Source organism: Burkholderia arboris (assembly GCF_902499125.1).
In the GTDB taxonomy this organism is placed as follows: Bacteria; Pseudomonadota; Gammaproteobacteria; order Burkholderiales; family Burkholderiaceae; genus Burkholderia; species Burkholderia arboris.
Window position 1 is genome coordinate 261995 of sequence record NZ_CABVPX010000003.1, and the last position, 21975, is coordinate 283969.

The 21975-nt window shown below is 64.6% G+C and carries 23 protein-coding genes; 9 read left to right on the top strand and 14 right to left on the bottom strand.

Annotated elements, in window-relative coordinates; translation table 11 throughout:
• Window positions 1-1306 precede the first annotated feature (1306 nt).
• Window positions 1307-2488: a DNA-binding protein gene (locus tag BLA15945_RS05595; RefSeq protein ID WP_174991721.1), complete on the top strand. Its 1182-nt coding sequence runs from the start codon at window positions 1307-1309 to the stop codon at window positions 2486-2488.
• Between the two features lie 136 nt (window positions 2489-2624).
• On the opposite strand, the gene BLA15945_RS05600 is transcribed toward BLA15945_RS05595, so the two are convergent.
• The 3 genes from BLA15945_RS05600 to BLA15945_RS05610 form a co-directional block, all read right to left on the bottom strand.
• Complete coding sequence (locus BLA15945_RS05600; RefSeq protein ID WP_059238292.1) at window positions 2625-3644, bottom strand: tyrosine-type recombinase/integrase; 1020 nt, start codon at window positions 3642-3644, stop codon at window positions 2625-2627.
• A 102-nt stretch (window positions 3645-3746) separates the two neighbouring features.
• Window positions 3747-4124, bottom strand: coding sequence for a DUF2471 family protein (locus BLA15945_RS05605; RefSeq protein WP_059238290.1), 378 nt, complete (start codon window positions 4122-4124; stop codon window positions 3747-3749).
• A gap of 141 nt (window positions 4125-4265) precedes the next feature.
• Complete coding sequence (locus tag BLA15945_RS05610; RefSeq protein ID WP_174991722.1) at window positions 4266-4877, bottom strand: helix-turn-helix domain-containing protein; 612 nt, start codon at window positions 4875-4877, stop codon at window positions 4266-4268.
• A 161-nt stretch (window positions 4878-5038) separates the two neighbouring features.
• Between BLA15945_RS05610 and BLA15945_RS05615 the strand changes: the two genes are divergently transcribed.
• Entirely contained in the window at window positions 5039-6238 is a 1200-nt protein-coding gene (locus BLA15945_RS05615; RefSeq protein ID WP_059238286.1) for a glycine C-acetyltransferase, read from the top strand.
• A gap of 13 nt (window positions 6239-6251) precedes the next feature.
• The gene (tdh, locus tag BLA15945_RS05620) at window positions 6252-7280 is read left to right on the top strand and encodes an L-threonine 3-dehydrogenase (RefSeq protein ID WP_059238284.1); all 1029 of its coding nucleotides are present in this window, start codon (window positions 6252-6254) and stop codon (window positions 7278-7280) included.
• A 398-nt stretch (window positions 7281-7678) separates the two neighbouring features.
• On the opposite strand, the gene BLA15945_RS05625 is transcribed toward tdh, so the two are convergent.
• Both BLA15945_RS05625 and BLA15945_RS05630 read right to left on the bottom strand, forming a co-directional pair.
• Entirely contained in the window at window positions 7679-8095 is a 417-nt protein-coding gene (locus BLA15945_RS05625) for a hypothetical protein (protein ID WP_174991723.1), read from the bottom strand.
• Window positions 8092-8730 (bottom strand): GNAT family N-acetyltransferase, encoded by a 639-nt coding sequence (locus BLA15945_RS05630; protein WP_174991724.1) that lies wholly within the window; start codon window positions 8728-8730, stop codon window positions 8092-8094. Before BLA15945_RS05630 ends, BLA15945_RS05625 begins: the two co-directional genes overlap by 4 nt.
• A 169-nt stretch (window positions 8731-8899) precedes the next feature.
• On the opposite strand from BLA15945_RS05630, the gene BLA15945_RS05635 reads away from it, so the two are divergent.
• Together BLA15945_RS05635 and BLA15945_RS05640 are read left to right on the top strand one after the other, a co-directional pair.
• On the top strand, window positions 8900-9505 hold the full coding sequence (locus tag BLA15945_RS05635) for a TetR/AcrR family transcriptional regulator (RefSeq protein ID WP_059238278.1): 606 nt from the start codon (window positions 8900-8902) through the stop codon (window positions 9503-9505).
• A gap of 64 nt (window positions 9506-9569) precedes the next feature.
• The gene (locus tag BLA15945_RS05640; RefSeq protein ID WP_050013484.1) at window positions 9570-10049 is read left to right on the top strand and encodes a nuclear transport factor 2 family protein; all 480 of its coding nucleotides are present in this window, start codon (window positions 9570-9572) and stop codon (window positions 10047-10049) included.
• Window positions 10050-10505: 456 nt separating this feature from the next.
• Here the strand turns inward: BLA15945_RS05640 and BLA15945_RS05645 are convergent, their stop codons facing one another.
• Window positions 10506-11591, bottom strand: coding sequence for a tartrate dehydrogenase (locus BLA15945_RS05645; protein WP_174991725.1), 1086 nt, complete (start codon window positions 11589-11591; stop codon window positions 10506-10508).
• 116 nt (window positions 11592-11707) lie between these two features.
• Here BLA15945_RS05645 and BLA15945_RS05650 point away from each other — a divergent pair, with 116 nt between their 5' ends.
• Entirely contained in the window at window positions 11708-12631 is a 924-nt protein-coding gene (locus BLA15945_RS05650) for a LysR substrate-binding domain-containing protein (protein ID WP_174991726.1), read from the top strand.
• A 98-nt stretch (window positions 12632-12729) separates the two neighbouring features.
• Here the strand turns inward: BLA15945_RS05650 and argC are convergent, their stop codons facing one another.
• Window positions 12730-13671 carry an N-acetyl-gamma-glutamyl-phosphate reductase gene (gene argC / locus BLA15945_RS05655; RefSeq protein WP_059238272.1) on the bottom strand — a complete coding sequence of 314 codons (942 nt, stop codon included), beginning with the start codon at window positions 13669-13671 and terminating at the stop codon, window positions 12730-12732.
• A gap of 121 nt (window positions 13672-13792) precedes the next feature.
• On the opposite strand from argC, the gene BLA15945_RS05660 reads away from it, so the two are divergent.
• Window positions 13793-14677: a LysR family transcriptional regulator gene (locus tag BLA15945_RS05660; protein WP_059238270.1), complete on the top strand. Its 885-nt coding sequence runs from the start codon at window positions 13793-13795 to the stop codon at window positions 14675-14677.
• A 39-nt stretch (window positions 14678-14716) separates the two neighbouring features.
• Here the strand turns inward: BLA15945_RS05660 and BLA15945_RS05665 are convergent, their stop codons facing one another.
• The 4 genes from BLA15945_RS05665 to BLA15945_RS05680 all read right to left on the bottom strand — a co-directional run bounded on the left by BLA15945_RS05665 (window position 14717) and on the right by BLA15945_RS05680 (window position 18035).
• Window positions 14717-15181, bottom strand: a complete 465-nt coding sequence (locus BLA15945_RS05665) for a hypothetical protein (RefSeq protein WP_174991727.1) — start codon at window positions 15179-15181, stop codon at window positions 14717-14719.
• A gap of 61 nt (window positions 15182-15242) precedes the next feature.
• Window positions 15243-16460: a patatin-like phospholipase family protein gene (locus BLA15945_RS05670; RefSeq protein ID WP_174991728.1), complete on the bottom strand. Its 1218-nt coding sequence runs from the start codon at window positions 16458-16460 to the stop codon at window positions 15243-15245.
• Window positions 16457-17242, bottom strand: a complete 786-nt coding sequence (locus tag BLA15945_RS05675; RefSeq protein WP_105391308.1) for a 3-hydroxybutyrate dehydrogenase — start codon at window positions 17240-17242, stop codon at window positions 16457-16459. The genes BLA15945_RS05670 and BLA15945_RS05675 overlap by 4 nt, the downstream gene beginning before the upstream one ends.
• A 52-nt stretch (window positions 17243-17294) precedes the next feature.
• Complete coding sequence (locus BLA15945_RS05680) at window positions 17295-18035, bottom strand: acetoacetate decarboxylase (RefSeq protein WP_059238261.1); 741 nt, start codon at window positions 18033-18035, stop codon at window positions 17295-17297.
• Between the two features lie 435 nt (window positions 18036-18470).
• Between BLA15945_RS05680 and BLA15945_RS05685 the strand changes: the two genes are divergently transcribed.
• Window positions 18471-19052 (top strand): phosphatase PAP2 family protein, encoded by a 582-nt coding sequence (locus tag BLA15945_RS05685; protein ID WP_174991729.1) that lies wholly within the window; start codon window positions 18471-18473, stop codon window positions 19050-19052.
• A 29-nt stretch (window positions 19053-19081) separates the two neighbouring features.
• Here BLA15945_RS05685 and BLA15945_RS05690 read toward each other — a convergent pair whose 3' ends face one another.
• The 3 genes from BLA15945_RS05690 to BLA15945_RS05700 form a co-directional block, all read right to left on the bottom strand.
• Complete coding sequence (locus BLA15945_RS05690; protein ID WP_174991730.1) at window positions 19082-19309, bottom strand: hypothetical protein; 228 nt, start codon at window positions 19307-19309, stop codon at window positions 19082-19084.
• 167 nt (window positions 19310-19476) lie between these two features.
• Window positions 19477-20298: a siderophore-interacting protein gene (locus BLA15945_RS05695; protein ID WP_174991731.1), complete on the bottom strand. Its 822-nt coding sequence runs from the start codon at window positions 20296-20298 to the stop codon at window positions 19477-19479.
• Between the two features lie 38 nt (window positions 20299-20336).
• The gene (locus BLA15945_RS05700; RefSeq protein ID WP_174991732.1) at window positions 20337-21047 is read right to left on the bottom strand and encodes a PadR family transcriptional regulator; all 711 of its coding nucleotides are present in this window, start codon (window positions 21045-21047) and stop codon (window positions 20337-20339) included.
• A 433-nt stretch (window positions 21048-21480) separates the two neighbouring features.
• Here BLA15945_RS05700 and BLA15945_RS05705 point away from each other — a divergent pair, with 433 nt between their 5' ends.
• Window positions 21481-21948 (top strand): hypothetical protein, encoded by a 468-nt coding sequence (locus BLA15945_RS05705; RefSeq protein ID WP_155627245.1) that lies wholly within the window; start codon window positions 21481-21483, stop codon window positions 21946-21948.
• The last annotated feature ends 27 nt before the right edge of the window (window positions 21949-21975 follow it).

A 21975-nucleotide genomic window follows, 5' to 3' on the forward strand; every position in this document is an offset into this window, starting at 1 on the left:
AGCATGTTCATTCGTTCGAATGCCGACAAACGCCCGACACACGCGGGATCGACTGCCGGCGCCTCCCGAAAACACTCACCCTGAAGGAAAAATGCGGCACAGCAGCGGGCACAAGAAGGGCTCCCGAAAAACCTCACCGTAACCGCTCCGGTATCAAAAATCTCAATCCCTTCCGATACTTATGCACAAAAGGCATTTGGCTGTGCATCGCAGGGATCCCCCGAAAAACCTCACCTTTCGGGCTCAACCCTTCATACGACAACCGTATGTCAGCCCCCGAAAAATCTCACCTGTGCCAAAGAGTGGCACAGCAAAAACGAGATTTCTTCCAGTCCTGGTGGGCTTTTCGGCGAATCTGGCCGGTCAAGGGTCCCGAAAAGCCTCACCTGTGACCATTTTTTCAGCAAATACCGTTCCCGAAAAACCTCACCAATGGGTCAGGTCACAGCCTGTGATCCATGTCCCGAAAAACCTCACCTTAACGGGATCGGGGCAGGAAAACCCGGATTTCCCTCCCGAAAAACCTCACCTTTGGTGCACCACAGGCCCCCGAGAGCACTTTTGCTGTGCAAAATAACGTTCGTTTCCCGGAAATCCTCACAGCAAAATCCCGTGGAGTCCCGTGAAACCTCACCTTTCGCCAAATCTGCCCAAAAGATGGGCAGAAACGGGGCGCGAAGCAGGTCCCGCAAATTCTCACCTATGTCTGCACAGGCAGAAAACTGTGCAGTCAGGCACTGCGCGGGTTCTGTGGCTGTGCGGCCCCGAAAAGCCTCACCTTTGGGAAATCTCGTGTTTCACTGTGATCCCGAATCCGCTCACGACCTTTCCTGCAACGGCTCACGCAGCTCCCCGAACCCCATCACTTCAGCTCCCGCAGAAGATCACCTTGGCTCCCGTAAAACTTCACCTTGGCTCCCGGAAAGCCTTGCTACATAAGGCTGTGCCGTGGCGTTAACGTTTTTAACTAAGGGTTCAAGGGTGTTTACTTCTAATACTCTCAAGACATTGGCTCACGAGTTTTCCACAGACACCCCAACCCCTGAACACCCACAGGCAACCGGATCCGCTGTCATGTGAAACAAATGCCGAAATTCGGGGTCCGCAGGAAAATGCTTGTGCTACAAGGACTTGGCTAACTTTCTTCGCTTTGTTTCACGGAATCGTTAGCCATCGTCAACCAGATAGGCTCACAGATCCGATTTCTGTGCGAAACGACGTAAATTCACAACGTCAGCACGAAACAAGTATCAAGAAATACGTATTTCGTTATGATTGCCACAATTCAATGTCTGTGAGCACGGTCATGACCCTGGACGAAATGCGTCAAGTCATTCGGGAAGAACTGGAATCGCTGCGTGCCAGCGGCGCCCGGCGTCAGGAATTGTCGCTGCATGCATGCAAGCGCTTGTTCTTCGATCTCGGCATCCGGCCGTCGGCCGCCAACGTCCGCGATCTCACCCAGACCGGCAGTGCCAGCGATATTCCGAAAGACATCGACCATTTCTGGGAACGCATCCGTTCCGCGTCCAAGATCAGGCTCGACGGTGCAGCCATTCCGAAGGCGGTCGAGGAAAAGGCCGGAGCGTTACTCGGCGCACTGTATGAAGAAGCATTGAAAGCGGCGCGGGACAGCCTCGATGGCGACCGCGAGCAGGTTCGCGCCGATGTGGCTGACGCCGAACAACGGTTGCGCGACGCAACTGTCCGCCAGGAAACGCTCGAAGGCGCGCTCGCTCGTGGTGAAACCCGAAACGAGCAGTTGCAGGCCCGTGTGACGGAACTCGAGGTGCAGCTCGCGTCGCAGACGACTCACGGTTCGGCAAGCGAGGCAACGTTGCTCACCACAGTCGCGCGACTGGAAAAGGAGCTGGCCGCGGCGGCCACGCGCATCGACGCCGAACAGGCGCAGAACGCTGCGCTGCGCGACCGCATCGATGCGCTGCAGGCCGAATTGCAGCAGCGTACCGAACACTACGCGCAACAAATCAAGGATGCGGTGGCCGAAGCCGAACGCCGCGTAAAGCCGATGCTGGTCGAGCTGGACTCGCTGCGCAGCATGGCGTCGACTTACCAGAGCGGTTTGCGCGACGTTCAGCGCAAGGAATTCGATTTCCTGCAGCAACTGAGCTCGGCCAAAGCCCGCGCGGATCGGCTGGAAGAACAGCTGCGCACCCAGAGCGATGAGCTGGACCGCGCGACGCGCGACGTGAATTCGTTGCGTGCGAGCCGAGGCATGAATCCGGAAATCGCTGCGTTGATCCGGCGCCTGGCCGATGCCGGGCAACTGGATGCGGAAGCGTACGCCGCGATCGGCACCTCGCTCGATCAGGAGATTCCGGCGCCGACGCAGTGCCCGCATTGCGATGGCGAACCGGAGTTGTCACATGGTGACGAGGGTTTCGAGGTGGCGTGCCCCGAGTGCGAGCACGCTTCGGGCGCATGGCCGTCCCGGTTGGAAGCCGTCGCGCGGTTTGCCCATAGCTGACCCGAAGGCCGGCGGCACCGCACAGGTGAGACGATCCGGGACGCTTGAGGTGAGGTTTTTCGGGAGCTGTGAAACGGTGAGGCTGCGCCACGCAAGGCCACTCACGGATCGTTTCGCGTGAGTAGCCATTTCCCGATCAGTGAGTTTCGTCGCTGTCCGTTGCGTCACCGTTGTTGTCGGCCAGTCCGTCGCGCCAGTTTTTCCATGCGCGATGCAGGCGGTTCGACGAGACCGGCCGCATGAAGCCGAGCCATTTGCCGACCCGCTCGGACGGCACGTCGTGTTCGAACAGTTCGGCCGCATAGGTATTGCGCAGCGTCTGCGGGCTCGCGCGTGCGGTGCGCGACGATGTGAGCCCGGCCGATTCGACGATCGCGTCGATGGCGCGCAGCATCGTCGCCTTGTGCATCGGCCGTCCGGCATGCGATGCGGGGAATACGAGTTCTCCCGGAATCTCCTGGCGTTTGCGCTCGGTGAGCCATGCTTCGAGCAGCGCGATCGCAAACGATGCGAGATGGGTTTCTCGCGCGTAATCCGGATGCGTCGACTCGATCTGCAGCGACGTGCCGCTCGTATTGATGCAACTAATCGTGAGTGCGCGCGCTTCGCCGGTTTTGATGCCGGCGCCGAGAAATGCGGCGACGAGCGCGCGATCGCGCCGCTCTTTCCAGTAAGCGGACCCCGATACGCCGATCGGTGAAAACAGATAGGCGAGCAACGTCGCGCGCTCGGCCGGCGTGAGAAAACCGGTGGGCTCGTTGTCGCGTGCCTTTCGCCAGTTCGCTTCGCCATCCTGAGCAATGAAGCGCGCCGGATTGGTCGATGCGTATTCGGTGCGCCGGATGTGGTCGAGCACACGCTCGATCAGTCGCAGATAGCGCATGCGCTGGGTTTTCTTGATTGGCAACTCGCCGACGAAGTTTGCGATGGTTGCCGTGTCGACCGTTGCCAGATTCTTCTGATGTGCACGCATCCACGCGAGAAACGCGCCCCATTGCGCGCGATAGACATCGGCCGACGAGCGGCGATAGTCCTGCATTGCAAGCCAGGCGTCGAACGCGGCTTCGGGCGACACGATCCAGTCGGATGCGCCGCGGTCGAACAGATCCTTTTCTTCCGGGCGCGCAGCGGTGTCGGGAGAGGCGGGAGGGGACATGGTGTTTATTCCGTTAGTTGCGTATATGGTAACCCTTTCCGCAACATGTCGAGCAGCAGGAGACTGGACCGGCCGCCGTGCGTTGCGGCCGGGGCCTGGCCATCAGTCGCCCCACGCCTTGGACTGACGGGGAGCGCGCTCGCGCGGCGCCGTGTCGTGCGACGTTGCCGCGGCTTCATACGCGAGAACCGCGAACGAAAAGACGGCGGGCAGCGCATTCGAGCGCCCGAAGTCGATTGGATCGTCCGTTTCGGGAAACGTCATGTCCGACGGCCGTTCGAACAGTTGACGCATGCCGGCTTCGTGCCGGCTGGCAAAGCCGAGATCGGCGAGTGCCTCGGCTTCGATCGCGTGCAGCAGGCGCCACGTCAGCGGCACGCGCTGGCGGATGTAGCGCCCGGCGATATGCCGGACGATCAGCTCGAGATCGTGCGCGGCAGCCTTGAAGCTGAGCGCGGCCAAATCTTGTTCTTCTGTCATTGCAGGCTCCTGTCGACCGGGGCGGGCGCCTCGGTGCACCGGCTCCGGCCCGTGCATGGCGGAATGTCCGTATACTGTACAAACATACAGTATTTTCCGCAACTGGCCTGCAATCGACCTTTTGGCCGGCTATCCGCGCCGTCAGCGATGGATCACGATCAGTAGTGCCCGCGCCTCGGCCTTGCCGGGATTGCGGATCGCGTGCGGCTCGTCGGCCGGGTAGCGTGCGGTGTCGCCCACCTTCAGGCGCCGGCTGGCCGCTGCCGCTTCGATTTCCATCGCGCCCTGCAACACGGTGAGGTGCTCGCGCGTGCCGGGTTCGTGTGCGTTCGATACCAGCGCGCCGCCGCCCGGCAGTGTCAGTTCGTACCACTCGAACTTGCCGGCGAGGTCGATCGGGCCCCATACGCGCAGCTGGTACCGGCCGTCGTGGCCGGCGAGCGTCGGGATGTCGTGCGGGCCGTCCACGCGGATCGTCTCGGGCGCCTTTGGCTGCGAGAACAGTTCGTCGAGCGTGATGCCGAGCGCGTTCGTCAGCCGCCACGCGACGGCGATCGTCGGGTTGGCCTTGTCGCGCTCGATCTCGGAGAGCATCGATTTCGATACGCCGGCCGCGCGCGACAGGTCGTCGAGCGTCAGCTTGCGCTCGTTGCGCAGCCGCTGGATCTGCTCGCCGACACGCGGCGGCGTGACGGCCGGCGGTTGCGGTGCGGTGTCGGCAGGCGTGCGCCGCGACCGGGAGGAACTTGCCATTTGGATTCCGTTCGCTTAGAGTTGTTCGATATTTCGAATTCTAGTTCGGAATATCGGATAAATGCGGTCAACCGAACGACCGACTATAACAGTAGCAGGCCGTTGCGCCGCCGCCACGAGCGGTGCGCAGCGGAATGCGAATCCCTGTCAGGAGCTTTGCGATGCGTGATGCCTTTCTCGCCCAGGTGCGCGGGACGCTCGACCAGATCCGCGCGGACGGTTTTTACAAGACCGAGCGCGAGATCGCGAGTCCCCAGGCGGCGGCCGTGCGGCTCGCCGGCGGTGCCGGCGTGCTCAATTTCTGCGCGAACAACTATCTGGGTCTGGCGAACGATTCGCGCCTGATCGATGCGGCGAAGGCCGGCCTCGACCAGGACGGCTTCGGCATGGCATCGGTGCGTTTCATCTGCGGCACCCAAACCGTCCACAAGCAACTGGAAAGCGCACTGGCCGCGTTTCTCGGCACCGAGGACAGCATCCTCTATTCGAGCTGCTTCGACGCGAACGGCGGGCTGTTCGAGACGTTGCTCGACGAGAACGACGCGATCATCAGCGACGAGCTGAACCACGCAAGCATCATCGACGGCATCCGCCTCTGCAAGGCGAAGCGTTTCCGTTACAAGAACAACGACCTGGCCGACCTCGAGGCGAAGCTGAAGGAAGCCGACGCGGCGGGCGCGCGCCACAAGCTTATCGCGACCGACGGCGTGTTCTCGATGGATGGCATCATCGCCGACCTGAAAGGCATCTGCGATCTCGCCGATCGCTACGGCGCGCTCGTGATGGTCGACGATTCGCATGCGGTCGGCTTCATCGGCACGCACGGCCGCGGCACGCCCGAGCATTGCGGCGTCGAAGGCCGTGTCGACATCATCACGGGCACGCTCGGCAAGGCGCTCGGCGGCGCATCGGGCGGCTACGTCGCCGCGCGTCGCGAGGTGATCGAGCTGCTGCGCCAGCGCTCGCGTCCGTACCTGTTCTCGAATACGCTCACGCCGAGCATCGCGGCGGCATCGCTGAAGGTGCTGGAACTGCTCGGCAGCGACGAAGGCGCGAAGCTGCGCGAGCGCGTGCGCGAGAACGGCGCGCGTTTCCGCCAGCAGATGACCGAAGCGGGTTTCACGCTCGTGCCCGGCGCGCATCCGATCATCCCGGTGATGCTCGGCGATGCGCAGCTCGCGACGAACATGGCCGACAAGCTGCTCGCCGAAGGCGTCTACGTGATCGGCTTCTCGTTTCCCGTCGTGCCGCGCGGCCGCGCGCGCATCCGTACGCAGATGAGCGCCGCGCATACGCCCGAGCAGATCGACCAGACGGTCGCTGCGTTCGTGCGCGTCGGCAAGTCGCTCGGCATCATCTGAAGGAGGCGCGACCATGAAAGCACTGGCAAAGCTCGAGCGCGGCCCCGGCCTTACGCTCACGCGCGTGAAGCGTCCCGAAGTCGGCCACAACGACGTGCTGATCAAGATCCGCCGCACGGCGATCTGCGGCACCGACATCCATATCTGGAAGTGGGACGACTGGGCGCAGAAGACGATTCCCGTGCCGATGCACGTCGGTCATGAATACGTCGGCGAGATCGTCGAGATGGGGCAGGAAGTGCGCGGCTTCGCGATCGGCGATCGCGTGTCCGGCGAAGGGCACATCACGTGCGGTTTCTGCCGCAACTGCCGCGCGGGGCGCCGGCATCTGTGCCGCAACACGGTCGGCGTCGGCGTGAACCGCGAAGGCGCGTTCGCCGAGTACCTGGCGATTCCAGCATTCAATGCGTTCAAGATTCCGCCGGAGATCTCCGACGATCTCGCGTCGATCTTCGATCCGTTCGGCAATGCGACGCATACGGCGCTGTCGTTCAACCTCGTCGGCGAAGACGTGCTGATTACCGGCGCTGGCCCGATCGGCATCATGGCCGTCGCGATCGCGAAGCACGTCGGCGCGCGCAACGTCGTCATTACCGACATCAACGACTACCGGCTGGAGCTCGCGCGCAAGATGGGCGCGACGCGTGCGGTCAACGTTGCACGCGAGTCGCTGCGCGACGTGATGTCCGACCTGCACATGACCGAAGGCTTCGACGTCGGTCTCGAGATGTCCGGCGTGCCGAGCGCGTTCACGAGCATGCTCGAGGCGATGAACCACGGCGGCAAGGTTGCGCTGCTCGGCATCCCGCCCGCGCAAACCGCGATCGACTGGAACCAGGTGATCTTCAAGGGGCTCGAGATCAAGGGTATCTACGGCCGCGAGATGTTCGAGACCTGGTACAAGATGGTCGCGATGCTGCAGAGCGGCCTCGACCTGTCGCCGATCATCACGCATCGCTTCGCGGCCGACGATTACGAGCAAGGCTTCGCCGCGATGCTGTCCGGCGAAAGTGGCAAGGTGATTCTCGACTGGACGGTTTGAGTCGCGTGTCGAAACGGGGCAGCGCGGCAGGTTTGCCGCCTGCCCCGTTTTCTTTTTCACGCTCGCCGTCGCCACCGGAATGCGCGATTCAGCGCTTGAGGTGAGATTATTCGGGAGCTGTGTTTGCGCGCCGAATCGCAACACGATCTCGCATCGGTGACTTGCAATCGCACGTTCGCTTCACCCGTCGACTGCCGCCCCGCTTCTTCCCGTCACGCGATTCGGCGCCTGCTGCCTCCTCTTCCGCGTAATTCCCTGCTTCGCTCGTCGTGCGATCGTTCGCTGTCGGCCGCATGCGATGTCGCGTCGGACCGGAACATCAACCGTGAGCTGCGCGCCGCGTTGCAACTCACTCATACTCGCGCACGATGCAATGGCATCGACCGGTGCGCAGCGCGTTACCTGATCCGCTCACCATTCAATCCGCGCGGGTCGAGCTGAAGATTCAACACGACGAGCCAGCGTTTCGGGCACTGCGGCGCAACGTCGATCGGCTCGCCGGATGTGCCGGGAACCGTGACGAACCCGTGTTGCGCCGCGTACCGGTACGCGCGCAACGCATCCGCCTGCAGCCAGAAGCTGACGAGCGCGCACGTCACGAAACGGAACAGCAGCACCGCCGCGGCATCCGGCGCGAAACCGGCGGTGACCAGCAGGCCTTCGAACGCGAACGTCAGCGCGTGCGCAACCGCGATCGCGACGATCGTCAGCTTCATCACGCCGCGCAGCCGCAGCGCTGCACGCACGCGGGCCTGGCGGACGTCGAGCTGCGTGCGATCGTCGCCGCCATCGTGCTTCGGTGCATCGTGTTTCATGACGCAGCACCGGCTTGCCGCACGACGTCGATCTGCGTCGAGTCGTACGCATGCAGGCGCCCGTCCGCGACGCTGACGGCCATGCACAGGATCGTGCTGTCGTAGTTGTGTCCCGGAAAGCGCACGACGTCGACCGGCTGAAAACCTTCGCGACGATAGAAATCGACGAGCCGGACGGCCGCGTACGGCGCGTCGAGCGCGAGATGCGTCGCGCCGCGCGCGGCCGCCCGACGTTGCGCGAACGCGAGCAGCGAGCGGCCGATGCCGCGATCCTGCCAGACCGGATCGACGGCCAGCTGGCCGAGTGTTGCGACGCGCCGGCTGCGATACGGATCGCAACGGGAATCGGGATCGTGCGACAGCATCGTCATCGTCGCGACCAGATGGGCGTTGCCAAGCGCGACGAAGCATTCGCCGGTCAGCACGCGTTCGCGCGTCGCCGATGCCGGTTGATCGACGCCCGGGCAGTTGAAGCCCAGTGCGCCGAGCGGCGCGAACGCGCGATGCAACAGCGCGGTCAGCACGTCGTACGAATCGTTGTGCGGATCGAAGCGCCGCACGACGACGCGGCCGTCGAGCCGCTTCGCATAAGCCGCATAGGCGCGCACGGGGCGCGCGGATTCCGGTCGCTGCATGATGTCCTTTCGCCCAGACAGGGTGACCGAAGTGTAGTGAGCGTCGCGTCCTGGCTTCAAGAAAAAATGTCGTAAACGCGGCGGGCCGGGACGCGATTCGGCCCTCTCGCCGGCAGGGCTTTTTCACATGGGTGTTGACGATGGAGAACGATCGTTCTACCGTAAACCCATGAACACACTTCACGACTCCACCGGCGAACCGGGCGTGCGCGACCGGCTGCTCGACGCGGCCGAAGCGCTGATCTATTCGGGCGGCATCCATGCAACGGGTGTCGATGCAATCGTCAAGCGATCCGGCGCGGCCCGAAAGAGCTTCTATTCGCATTTCGAATCGAAAGAGGCGCTGGTCGTCGCCGCGCTCGAACGCCGTGACGCGCGCTGGATGCGCTGGTTCGTCGACGCCACGCTGGCACGCGGCAAGACGCCGCGCGCGCAGCTGCTCGGCATGTTCGACGTACTGCGCGACTGGTTCGGGCAGCCCGATTTTCACGGCTGTGCGTTCCTGAACGCGGCCGGCGAGATTCCCGATGCCGACGATCCCGTGCGCGTCGTCGCACGCATGCACAAGGCACGCCTGCTGGCGTTCGTGCGCGAGTGCGTCGACGCGTATGCCGACGAAACGGGCATCGAGCGCCGCGGGCTTGCGCGCATCGCGCGTCAATGGCTCGTGCTGATCGACGGCGCGATCGGCGTGGCGCTCGTCAGTGGCGATGCAAGCGCCGCGCGCGATGCGCGCGCGACAGCCGAACTGCTGCTCGATACCGTATCGCGGTAGCCGACGCAGCGAATCCGAACCGGCCGCGTACGTGCGCGGCCAGAACCCTGAACAGGAGCAATCCATGTCCGCATCCCCTGAAGTCCGTCCGCCCGTTCCGCCCTTCACGCTCGAAACGGCGCGCCAGAAGGTGCGTGCCGCCGAGGACGGGTGGAACACGCGCGATCCGCAGCGCGTGTCGCTCGCCTATACGCCGCAAAGCCGATGGCGCAATCGCGCGGAGTTCGTCACGGGCCGCGACGAGATCGTCGCGCTGCTGCAGCGGAAGTGGGCGCGCGAACTCGACTACCGGCTGATCAAGGAACTGTGGGCGTTCGACGGCAATCGCATCGCGGTGCGCTTCGCGTACGAATGGCACGACGACGCGGGCAACTGGTTCCGCTCGTACGGCAACGAGAACTGGGAGTTCGACGAAAACGGTTTGATGGCGCATCGTCATGCGAGCATCAATGATCTGCCGATTCGCGAGGCCGATCGTCTCTATCACTGGCCGCTCGGCCGTCGTCCGGACGATCATCCGGGGCTGTCCGATCTCGGGCTGTGAGGTTGGCGTCGATGCAGCGCAGCGGCGAATGCCTCACCCGGATTGAATGGTGAGGAAATTCGGGAGCCGATACGCTGAGGTGAGATTTTTCGGGATGAAGTGAAATGTCGCGTTGGACTGTGTGTTTCGAACCGCTCGGCGCGACATCGCGCGGGTGAAGCGGGCACGTTGACGTGCAGCGGTGTGCTTCACCGCGTGATGCATCTCGCCGATTGCATCGGTCCGGCATTGACGATCGGTGTGGGCGTGCGTGACGTGCAACTCACCGATCGGATCGATTTCGACGGGCGACGGTGCAAGCAGTGCGCGTTACGGTGCGATGCTGCTCACCGCTCGATTTCACCGCATCCACGCCGGATCCATTGGCACGAGTGCGCAAACGCATCGCGTGCCGCTCACCGCAGACGGATTCATGAAGTGCCGCCCGGCGCGAGCGCCGGGCGCGATCCCCGGTTCTCAGCCCGCAATGCGCGCGGCGATCGCCTCACCGACTTCCTGTGTGCCCGCCTGGCCGCCGAGATCGCGCGTATGCGGCCCGGTGCGCAGCACGTCCTCGATCGCCGCGACGATCGCGTCATGCGCGTCGCGTTCGCGGCCCGCGCCGTTGCCGAGGAAGTCGAGCATCATCGCCGCCGACCAGATCATCGCGACCGGGTTCGCGATGTGTTGCCCCGCGATGTCGGGTGCCGACCCATGCACGGGTTCGAACAGCGACGGGAACGTGCGGTCGGGGTTCAGGTTCGCCGACGGCGCGATGCCGATCGTGCCCGTACAGGCCGGCCCGAGATCCGACAGGATGTCGCCGAACAGGTTCGACGCGACGACGACGTCGAAGCGATCCGGCTGCAACACGAAGCGCGCGCACAGGATGTCGATGTGCTGCTTGTCGACGGCGATCTCGGGATAGCGTTCGGCCATTTCGGCCGCGCGTGCGTCCCACCACGGCATGCTGATCGCGATGCCGTTGCTCTTCGTCGCGACGGTGAGGCGCTTCGCGCGCCGCTGTGCCAGCTCGAACGCGAATTTCAGCACGCGCTCGGTGCCATGCCGCGTGAAGATCGACTGCTGCATCACGACTTCCCGATCGGTGCCTTCGAACATCGTGCCGCCGACCGACGAATATTCGCCCTCGGTGTTCTCGCGCACGATCATGAAGTCGATGTCGCCCGCACGGCGGCCCGCGAGCGGCGATGGCACGCCGTCGAACAGGCGCGCGGGCCGCAGGTTGATGTACTGGTCGAATTCGCGGCGGAATTTCAGCAGCGAGCCCCACAGCGAGATGTGATCGGGCACCGTCGCGGGCCAGCCGACCGCGCCGAACAGGATCGCGTCCATGCCCGACAGTTGCGCCTTCCAGTCGTCCGGCATCATCTTGCCGTGCTGCGCGTAGTAGTCGCAGCTCGCCCAGTCGATCTCGACGAAGTCGAAGCGGATGCCGAAGCGCGCGGTCACGGCGTCGAGCGCACGCAGGCCCTCGGGCATCACTTCGCGGCCGATGCCGTCGCCGGGAATCACGGCAATCCTGTAGGTCCTGTCGGTCATGTAACTCTCCTTGTCTGGTCGGCCGGCTGCCGGGGAGGCAGCAGCCCGTCACGCCATTCTATTTATTTCCATCCGGATTAAAATCGCGGGAAAGGTTAATCGACTTTCCACGAATCGTGAACAAATCGCCGAATCTCGACGACCTGCGCGTGTTCAGCCTGGTCGTCCGCCTGACGAGCTTCAGCGCGGCCGCCGAGCAGCTCGCGGTGTCGCCCGCTTACGTCAGCAAACGCATCGCGTTGCTCGAGGCGCAGCTCGGCACGCGGCTGCTGCATCGCTCGACGCGCCGCGTGACCGTCACCGAAGCCGGCGAACGCGTGTTCGCGCGCGCCGAGAAGATTCTCGACGACGTCGATCATCTCGTCGAGGACGTGTCGACCACCCGCACGGTGCCGCGCGGCACGCTGCGCATCTCGAGCAGCTTCGGCTTTGGCCGGCACGTGGTCGCCCCGGCGCTGCTCGACTTCAGTGCGCGCTATCCGCAACTGAACGTGCGGCTCGATCTGTTCGACCGGCTCGTCGACGTCGCGGGCGAAGGCTACGACCTCGACGTGCGCATCGGCGACGAGATCGCCGATCACCTGATCGCGCGCCGCCTCGCCGCGAACCATCGCGTGCTGTGCGCGTCGCCCGACTATCTCGCACGACGCGGCATGCCGCGCTCGCTCGCGGATCTCGCGTCGCACGACTGTCTTGCAATCAAGGAGCGCGACCATCCGTTCGGCGTCTGGCGGTTGAACGTGCGCGGCGAAACGGTCACGGTGAAGGTCGGCGGCGCGCTGTCGACGAACCACGGCGAGGTGGCCGTGCAATGGGCGCTGGCCGGCCGCGGGATCGTGCTGCGCTCGATCTGGGAAGCCGCGCCGCTGATCGAGCGCGGTGAACTGTGTCGCGTGCTGCCGGACGCGATCCAGCCCGCGAACATCTGGGCCGTGTATCCGGAACGCGTCGCGGCGTCGGCGAAGGTGCGCGTGTGTGTAGATTTTCTGGCGGAGACGCTGGCAGGGATGAATGCCGCAGCGGGTGACGATACGGCCTGAAATCGTCTAAAGGTGAGCTTTTACGGGGGGCGTGCGCAGGCACCGGCGCGACGTGGATCTGCCTGCCGGGCAGACCTTTGACGGTGCCTGCGCGAGACTCACGCCGCGCTCGACGTACCGAGCATCAAGTCGAGATTCTGCACGGCCGCGCCGGATGCGCCCTTGCCGAGATTGTCGAACACGGCGGACAGCAACACCTGCCCGCGATCTTCATTGACGAACACGCCGAGCCGCAGGTCATTGGTGCCGTTCAGCGCTTGCGGATCGAGATGCGTGATCGCGTGCGTGTCAGCAAGCGGCGTGACGTCGACGTGACGCGCGGCGGCGTAGTGGTGCGCGAGACACGCATGCAGTTGCTCACCGGTCACGCCGGCCGGAAGCAGGCGCAGCTCGATCGGTACGGTGAGCACGATGCCTTGCCGATAGGCACCGTAGGCCGGCACGAAGAACGGGCGGTGTGCGAGCCCGGCATGCAGCCGGATCTCGGGGACATGCTTGTGCTCCAGAGCCAGGCCGTACACCTGCAGCGGCAGCATGCGTGCGGCGGCGTCGCCGGATTCGAATGCTTCGACGGCGGCCCTTCCGCCTCCCGAGTAACCGGAGACCGCGTGGATGCTCGCCGGGTAGTCGCGCGGCAGCAGGCCGGCCTGCAACAGCGGGCGAAGCAGGCCGATCGCGCCCGTCGGGTAGCAGCCCGGATTGGTGACGCGCTTCGCGTGCGCAATGTGCTGCGCGTGTCCGTCGGCGATCTCGGGAAAGCCGTAGACCCATTCGGGCTGCGTGCGATGGGCCGAACTTGCATCGATCACGCGTACCGCGGGGTTCCGGATGAAGCCGACCGCTTCGCGCGCGGCCGCATCGGGCAGGCACAGGATCGCGATATCGCATGCGTTGAGCGCGTCGGCGCGCCGCACGGGGTCCTTGCGTTCGGCAGCCGGAAGCGTGAGCAACTGCAAGTCGGCGCGGTCGCGCAGACGCTCCAGAATCTGCAGTCCGGTCGTGCCCTGGTCGCCGTCGATGAAGACAGTGGGGAAGCTCATGATGGTCGTGTTCCTCGCGTTCGATCGTCGGGGGAAGCCGTATGGTCCGCCGAACGCCTAGAATAGGAAAAGTTGAATTTGCTGATCGTTTGATTCAGCTTTTCTGAACGAGAGGTGTTCGATGCGCGAGATCAGTCTGGACCGCCTGCGTACGCTGGTCGCGATCGCGGACCAGGGATCCTTTGTCGCGGCGGCGCAATGGCTTCATCTCGCACCGCCAACCGTCAGTCTTCACGTTGCCGAGCTGGAAAGCCGGGTCGGTGCGCCGCTGCTGACCCGCACGCGTGGCAACGTGCGGCCTTCGACGATCGGCGAAGTGCTGGTGGAGCGGGCGCGGCGTCTGCTGGCCGAGGTCGAATCGACGCTGGACGATGTGCAGCGACAGGTGCAGGGATTGACCGGACGGGTGCGCCTGGGCGCATCGACCGGGGCGATTGCGCACTTGTTGCCGCAGGCGGTGGCCGGGTTGCGTGCGCAGCATCCGGATATCGATGTGCAGATCGCGGTGCTCACGTCGCAGGATACGCTGGCGCGCATTGCGCAAGGCACACTCGATGTCGGGCTGGTTGCGCTGCCGCAGGCGCCGGTCGCGGGGTTATCGATCCGCCCGTGGCGGCGCGATCCGGTGATGGCTTTTCTGCCGGCGGACTGGCCGCTTCCGGCCCGGGTGACGCCGGCGTATCTGGCCGCGCGCCCATTGATTCTCAACGATGCGACGACGCGTCTGTCACGGCTCACGACGGAGTGGTTCGCGCTCGGCGGCCACCGGCCCGAGCCGCGGATCGAACTCAACTACAACGATGCGATCAAGAGCCTGGTCGCCGCCGGGTACGGCGCGACGCTTTTGCCGCACGAGGCCGGCGCGCCGCTGCCGGATGCGCGGATCGTCATGCGGCCGCTACGCCCGGCGTTGTGGCGCGAGCTGGGGATTGCGCATCGGGCCGGTCCCGTCGAGCGGGCGACGCAGCACGTGCTCGATGCGCTGTGGGCGCTCGGCGGGCGATAGCGGATCGTCGCGCGGTGGCACGAGCGGGCGAACGCGCGTTCAGAGCCGGTTGTCCTTCGCAAGCGTGAGCACGCGCGCCCAGCGCTGTGCGTCGCGCTTGTCCGTCATCGGCAGCTTCCATTCGCTGCGCGCGGCGTCGCGCACGCGCACGACGAGATGCCAGCGGCCGCCGATCGGCGCGGCCTGGCAGCCGTCGAGCTGCGACAGCGTATAGCGGCCGTCCGCGCCGTCATGCGACAGCCACAGCAGCCCTTGCGTCGCGGACACGCGCAACTCGCCCCACGCGCGATGCACGATGTGCGTCCAGCCTTCTTCCTTCGTATTCGGCGCGATGTCGCGGCGGCGTTTGATCCACCCCGCGATCAGCGCGATCAGGATCGCGGCGGCGAGCACGGCGGCCGCGATCGCGACCGGCGGGCCGAACTGCGCGGCGATGACGTGAAACAGGTGAACCGCGCCCCATCCGGCGGCGATGAGCGCGAACAGCGCAATGAAAATCGGCATTGTCGAATCTGAAATGAGGACGGGCCGGCGCACGACGCGCGCCGGCCCGTTGCACACGGCATTACCGGCGGCGGTGAATGTCGTGCGTGACGAAGCCCGCGTCGTTGTTGGGCAGCGCGAGGCCGTCCTTCACTGCGAGCGTCTTGCGGATGTCGTCGAGACCCGCGGACCAGTGGTCACGCATCGTCGACAGACCGAACTGATAGTCCTTGTAATGATGCTCGTACGCCTTCTGCTGGTAGATCAGGTGCTGGATGTTGTACTTCTTCCCGCTCGACATCGCGTCGGCTTCGACGCACCACGGGTCGTTCTTGCGTTGCGCTTCCGGCACCTGTTCGAGCACGTGGCGCAGCACGTTGCGGTAGCGCTGTTCGCGCTGCAGCGTGTCGGTGACGAAACGCGTGCGGCTCGAATACTGCACGTCCTTCGTGCGTTCGGCGACGTCGGCCATCGTGCGCGGCAGCGGCCCGCGTGCGCTCCACAGATCGACCTGGAACGCGAGCGTGTCGCGGCGCGGCCGGGCGCGGAGCACTTCCATCAGCGGCGTGTTCGACACGACGCCGCCGTCCCAGTAATACTCGCCGTCGATCTCGACGGGCGGGAACGCGGGCGGCAGCGCACCGGACGCCATGAAATGCTCGGGCGCGAGACGGATGCGCGAGTTGTCGAAGTACACGAAGTTGCCGGTGCCGACGTTGACCGCGCCGACCGACACGCGCGTCTCGCCCGAATTGATCCGGTCGAAATCGCACAGCTTCAGCAGTGTCGTGCGCAGCGCCGACGTGTCGTACCAGCTGATTTTCTCGGGATGGTCGGACACGCCCGGCAGCGGCGGCGGGAAGCGCGGCACGAAGAAGCCTTGCTGGCCCTGCATCATTGCGCTGGCCGCCTGCGACGCGGTGAAGAACGTGCGGATCTGGTCGATGCTGTTGAACAGCGCGAATTCGAACGCGGCCGGAATCGTCGGAAAGAACGCCGGCTGGCAGATCGTTTCCCAGAATTCGCGCAGGCGCTCGACGCGATGCTCGGGCGCGTTGCCCGCGATCAGCGCGGTGTTGAGCGCGCCGATCGAGATGCCCGCGATCCAGTCGAGCGGAATGCCGGCCTCGTGCAGCCCTTCGAACACGCCGGCCTGATAGGCGCCGAGCGCGCCGCCGCCCTGCAGGACGAGCGCGATGGTTTCGTATGGCAGCGACCGTGCGGGGGCCGGTGCGCCGGCTTCGTGATGCAGGTCCGCCGCATCGACGGCCTGCTTTTCGGTGGGGGCGCGCGGCTTCACTGCATGAACCAGCCGTGGCTGACGATGAACGACTGCCCCGTGAGCGCGGCGCTCGGGAATGCCGACAGGAACAGCACCGTCTGCGCGACGTCCTGCACCGTCGTGAACACCCCGTCGACCGTGTTGCCGAGCATCACCTTCTTCACCACTTCCTCTTCGCTGATGCCGAGCTCCTTCGCCTGCTCCGGAATCTGCTTGTCGACCAGCGGCGTGCGCACGAAGCCCGGACACACGACGTGCGAGCGCACGTTGTGCTTCGCGCCTTCCTTCGCCAGCACCCGTGCCAGACCGAGCAGGCCGTGCTTGGCCGTCACGTATGCCGATTTCAGCGGCGACGCTTCGTGCGAGTGCACCGAACCCATGTAGATCACGACGCCGCCGCGATCGTCCTTGTACATGTGCTTGAGCGCGGCCTTCGTCGTCAGGAATGCGCCGTCGACGTGGATCGCCTGCATCTTCTTCCAGTCGGAGAACGCATAGTTCTCGATCGGGTTGACGATCTGGATGCCCGCGTTCGACACGAGGATGTCGACCGAGCCGAACGTTTCGGCAACCTTGTCGATGCCGCTGTTCACGGCTTCCTCGTTCGTCACGTCCATCGCGACGCCGATCGCCTTGCCGCCTGCCTTGTTGATCTCGTCGGCGACCGCGTTCGCGCCGTCCTGGTTCAGGTCGGCGATCGCGACGGCCGCGCCTGCCTTGGCGAGCTCGAGTGCGATTTCCTTGCCGATGCCGCTCGCGGCGCCCGTGACGACTGCGGTCTTGCCATTCAGGTTGCTCATGTTCGAATTCCCGTGGTGAAAGGATTGACAGGGAGAAAGGACTGCGGACGTGTTACTGAGCCAGGTAATCGTAGACGACTTCGCCGAGGCCCAGCGTCAAATCTGCGACCAGGTGCCGGGCTTCGACGATTTCGAGCACGGGCAGGTCGGCCACCGGTGCGAGCGCGTGCGGCGCCAGCTCGAGCGATGCGGGGCCCGTCCATGCACCCTTCATCTTGATGTCCTGCATGTAATAGCGCACCAGTTCGCAGACGCGCGCGGTGCCGTCGACGTGCGGGATGATCTTCAGCAGGAAATTGGGGCCGGCGAGCCGTTTCGTCTGCTCGTCGATGTCGAGTTCCTTGTGCTTGTAACCCATCGTGCCGGTGGCGACGCGCACCTTGCCGTAGTCGAGCGTGCCGAGGAGGTGATCGGTGTTCACGTGCAGCGTGGGCGACGCGAGCTTCTTCGGGAAGCCCCACAGCTCGCGGCCGCCGGCGATCGGCGGGTGATCGTCGAGATACATCGCGAGCGTATAGCCGCCCGGCTGGCCGTTGTACTCGACGGGGATCACCTGGCCGCTTTCGGTGTAGTCGCCGAAGCCGGTCGAATCGGCCATGCGAATGAATTCGTAATGCACGAGCGGCTCGGTGACCTGCAGCGGCTCGGGGACAATTTCACGGAGACGGTCCGGATCGGTGCGGTACGTGATGATCAGAAACTCACGATCGACGAAACGGTACGGGCCCATCGGGAAGGCAGGGCTGGTCAACGGCATCGCAAACGCTTTCGATCGGACATCGCTGGGTTTCATGCGGACTCCTTGTTGTTGATCGCTTCGTGGATGAGTGGTCGTAATCGTATGCCTGTGCGTTGCCGTTGTGCGATGCCGCATTTGGAATTAATTGTTGCCGATTTCGAATAATTTGCGGCGTAAATATTGAGATGAACGATGCAAACGGCCTGAATGGCGCCCGGCGGCTCGATGGTCGCATGCATCGATGACGCCATGATGTGAAAAAGGTGAGCCTTTACGGGAGGCGGGGTGAGCCTTTACAGGAGACGGTCGCGCGGGAATATGACAATTGTGTGAACTTGTGTTGCAGTGCAGGCTCTAAGTGCGTTCGCCGCGGCGGGCCTCGCCCCGTGCGGCCGCCCCATTAAGCATCGCTTAAGCGGGCACGCCCTAGCATCGTTCGTATCCGGCCGGGCAACCGGTCGACCTTTTACGCCCCACGCAACCGGATTCATGCAGAACCTCAATCTCACCCTCTTTTCCGCCATCAACGCCGGGGTTGCACCGCAGCCGGGCGTCGCCCGCCTTGCCATTTTTGCCGCCGACTGGCTCGTCTATGCGCTGCCGGCGATGTTGCTGCTGACCTGGATCTTCGGCGCGCGCCCGGCGCGGCGCCAGGCGATCGAAGCCGGCGTCTGCGTCTGCGTGGCACTCGCGCTCGCGCAGGTACTCGGACATTTGTGGTTTTCGCCGCGCCCGTTCATGGCCGGCGTCGGTACGCAGCTGATTCCGCATGCACCGGACAGCTCGTTTCCGAGCGATCACATGACGTTCGCGTGGAGCATGGCGGTCGGCCTGATGCTCGGTAGCACGACGCGTGTCACCGGGTTCGTGATGGCTGCGCTGGCCGTGGTCATCGCATGGGGGCGCGTCTACGCGGGTGTGCACTGGCCGTTCGACATGGCGGGCGGCGTGCTGGTCGGCACGGCCGGCGCGCTGGCCGCGCATCTGTACGGGCAACGCGTGAGCGCGCCGCTCGAACGGATCGGCGATTCGGTGCATGCCGTCGTGATGGGGCGCCGGCACGCGCCGTAAACAGCGGGAGGTCGTTGGGCAGGACGCCGTCAGCCGGGTGTCTTGGTCGACGCATCGGCCGATGCGGACGGGCCACCGCCCGCATCGTGCAGTTCGGGTGTATCGGCCGGGTGCTGAGCGGCATCGCGGTCGAGGGCGCTTTCCTTCAGGATCGCGCACATCGCGACAAACAGCGCGAGTACCACCGCGGCAAGGCCGCAATAACCGGCGATCTTCAGGTTGCGAAGGAAAGGCGAAGCGTGGCTTGCTTTTGTCATGACCGGGCGCTCCTGGGCGGGCTGCGGCGGCTGTCGCCTGACAGCGGCGTCGCAGACATAGATATATACCAGCCGCGATACCGGTGCCAAGCCCGCTGGTGCGCCGGCGCCACGATTGTTTCAGCGTGTGCGCATGCCGTCTGTTCGGCGCCAGCGACCCGTAGACGTCAGTCTTCCAGCGTTTCGTGCACGGCCGCCGCGCCGCGTTTCCAGTAGGCCGCCGCGCGGATGCGCGACTTGTCGATGCCGCGCTCGCCGGTCAGGTGCTGGCGTACCGCGCGCATCGACAGCGCTTCGCCGGCCGCCCACACGTAGCCGTCGCCGGACGGCGGCAGCGGCAGGTCGCGAACGGCATTCAGCAGCACGTCGCCATTCGCCGCGTCGGCTTCCGCGCGAAAGCGCCAGATTTCATGCACGTCGGCGCGCGTGTCGAATGCGATCTGCGCGGAGCGATCGGCGACTTCCAGCACGACGGCCGCTCGCGCACCTTCCGGCAATTCCTCGAGACGCCGCGCGACGGCCGGCAGCGCCGTATCGTCGCCGATCAGCAGATGCCAGTCGAAGCCGGTCGGGACAACGAACGAACCGCGCGGGCCGCCGATGCCGAGCCATTGGCCGACGCGGGCCTGCGTGGCCCACTGCGACGCCGGGCCCGGATGGTTCAGCACGAATTCCAGATCGAGTTCGCAGGCGGCGCGGTCGAAGCGGCGCGGCGTGAAGTCGCGCGCGACCGGCTTCGGTTCGCCTTCCGGAAACTCGGGGCCGTTCTCGCCGAGCGTCGGCAGTGCGGGCCGTTCGGCGCCGGGCGGCGGGAAAAATACCTTCACGTGATCGTCGAACGACGCGGATTCGAAATCCGCGAGATCGGGGCCGCCGAGCGTGACGCGCAGCAGATGCGGCGTCACGGCATGCACGCGCAGGACCTGCAACAGGCGGAACTTGAGGGTGTGGCGCACGCGGGTGACGGTGCGCTCGGATGTGTTCTGCATCAATCCGTTCTCCTTGGGTTTTGACGGGGCGGCGCGGATCACGCGCCGGAGCCGCCTTCGATTTCGGCCGTCGCGCGGCGCATGATGGCCGCGATGCGGCGCTGTTCGTCGGCATCGGCGGCGCTCTTGTGCAGCAGCGCCCGCTTGAGTGCGAGGCGCGCCTCGACGAACTCCGGCAGCCAGCCGGCCTGCGATTCGTCCTGCGCTTCGGTGCCCGCCGATTCCCCGGCGAACGCGCGGCGCATGAATTCCATCTTGCGGGCGAGGTGCGTGAGGCGCGCGAACAGCGTGTCGACGCGTTCGCGCTGTGCGTTGAGATGCGTGCGACCGGCGTCGGTCAGCGCATAGCGCTTGCGGTTGCCTTCCGCCTGCGACGCGACGAAGCCGACTTCTTCGAGATACGTGAGCGCCGGATACACCATGCCGGGGCTCGGGCTGTAGAAACCATTCGAGCGCGTGTCGAGCGCCTTGATCAGCTCGTAGCCGTGGCTCGGCTGCTCGGCGACCAGTGCGAGGAGCAGCAGCTGGAGATCGTCGGAGCTGAACTGGCGGCCGCGCGGCATGCCGTCGTCGCCGAAATCGCCAAAGCCGCCGCGCCCGCCACGGCCACCGAACGGGCCGCCACCGAATGGATCGTGGCCGCGGCGGTGGCGGCCGATCGCGTACCAGAGACCGGCGAACCAGTCAGGGCGGGCCTGCGCACCATGACCGTCGCATCGGGCATGGCCGCGGAAGTGGTTGTGTCGCATGATCCTGTCCTATGTGTCGTAAAACATATCTAAAGATATATTTCGAAAGATAGGGCGTCAAGGGGAATTATTGGGGTTGGATAGGGTGTGTGGCTGTTGTAGGTTGGCAAAAAAGGCGGCTTTTTTGCAGTATTTGATCTGATGTATAGGAAATGACACTCAATAGTTTTTGTCGATGATTCTGGTGTTTTTTGCCTGGTCGATCTGTCTCCCGTTAAGTACGGTGCCTGCGGGCTGGTGGGGATTTCGCGTTCGCTGTTCCACTACGAATCACGGCGCCGCGTTGACGACGAATCGCTTACCTGTCGAATGATGGCCATCGCGGCGCAGAAGTGCCGCTACGGCTATCGCCGAATACGTGCTGTTGCAGCGCGAGGGCTGGGGTACCTACGCACTGAGATTGACGCAGCGAGTCTGCTCGGACGGCTCGACCATGAATCCGCTAGAGCTCGCCATGAAGAGGCTTAAGGAATCTTTGGATGCAGCCAGGCGAGCCAAGAACGGTCCTCAGCGCGCAATCTATGAGCTGGACATGGCTCTGGAGCCTTTGGAACTGAAGTTCTATGACGTCGAGCAAGACTATGACAATCCACGTGGCGGTCAGTGCCTTAGTCACGTCAGCCTCAAGCTGGGTCCTGAGCACGAGCCTTACCTGACTGCACTCTATCGCTATCAATACTTCGTCCAGAGGGCGCTGGGGAATTTCAAGGGTCTTGCGCGACTGCAGGCCTGCATCGCTCGGGAAATCGGTGTGCCAGTCGGACCTCTGGTTTGCCATGCCACGCTCGCGACCCTGGAGGAAGGCGCGGGCGAAGGTGAGCAAACTCGGTGGGGGCGTCGTGCGTTGGATGCCTTGGTGAAGGATTGCGAGGCGATTAACGCGCAATCGATCCAGGGGTGACTGTCTGGCAGTTGGGGAAACCTGGTC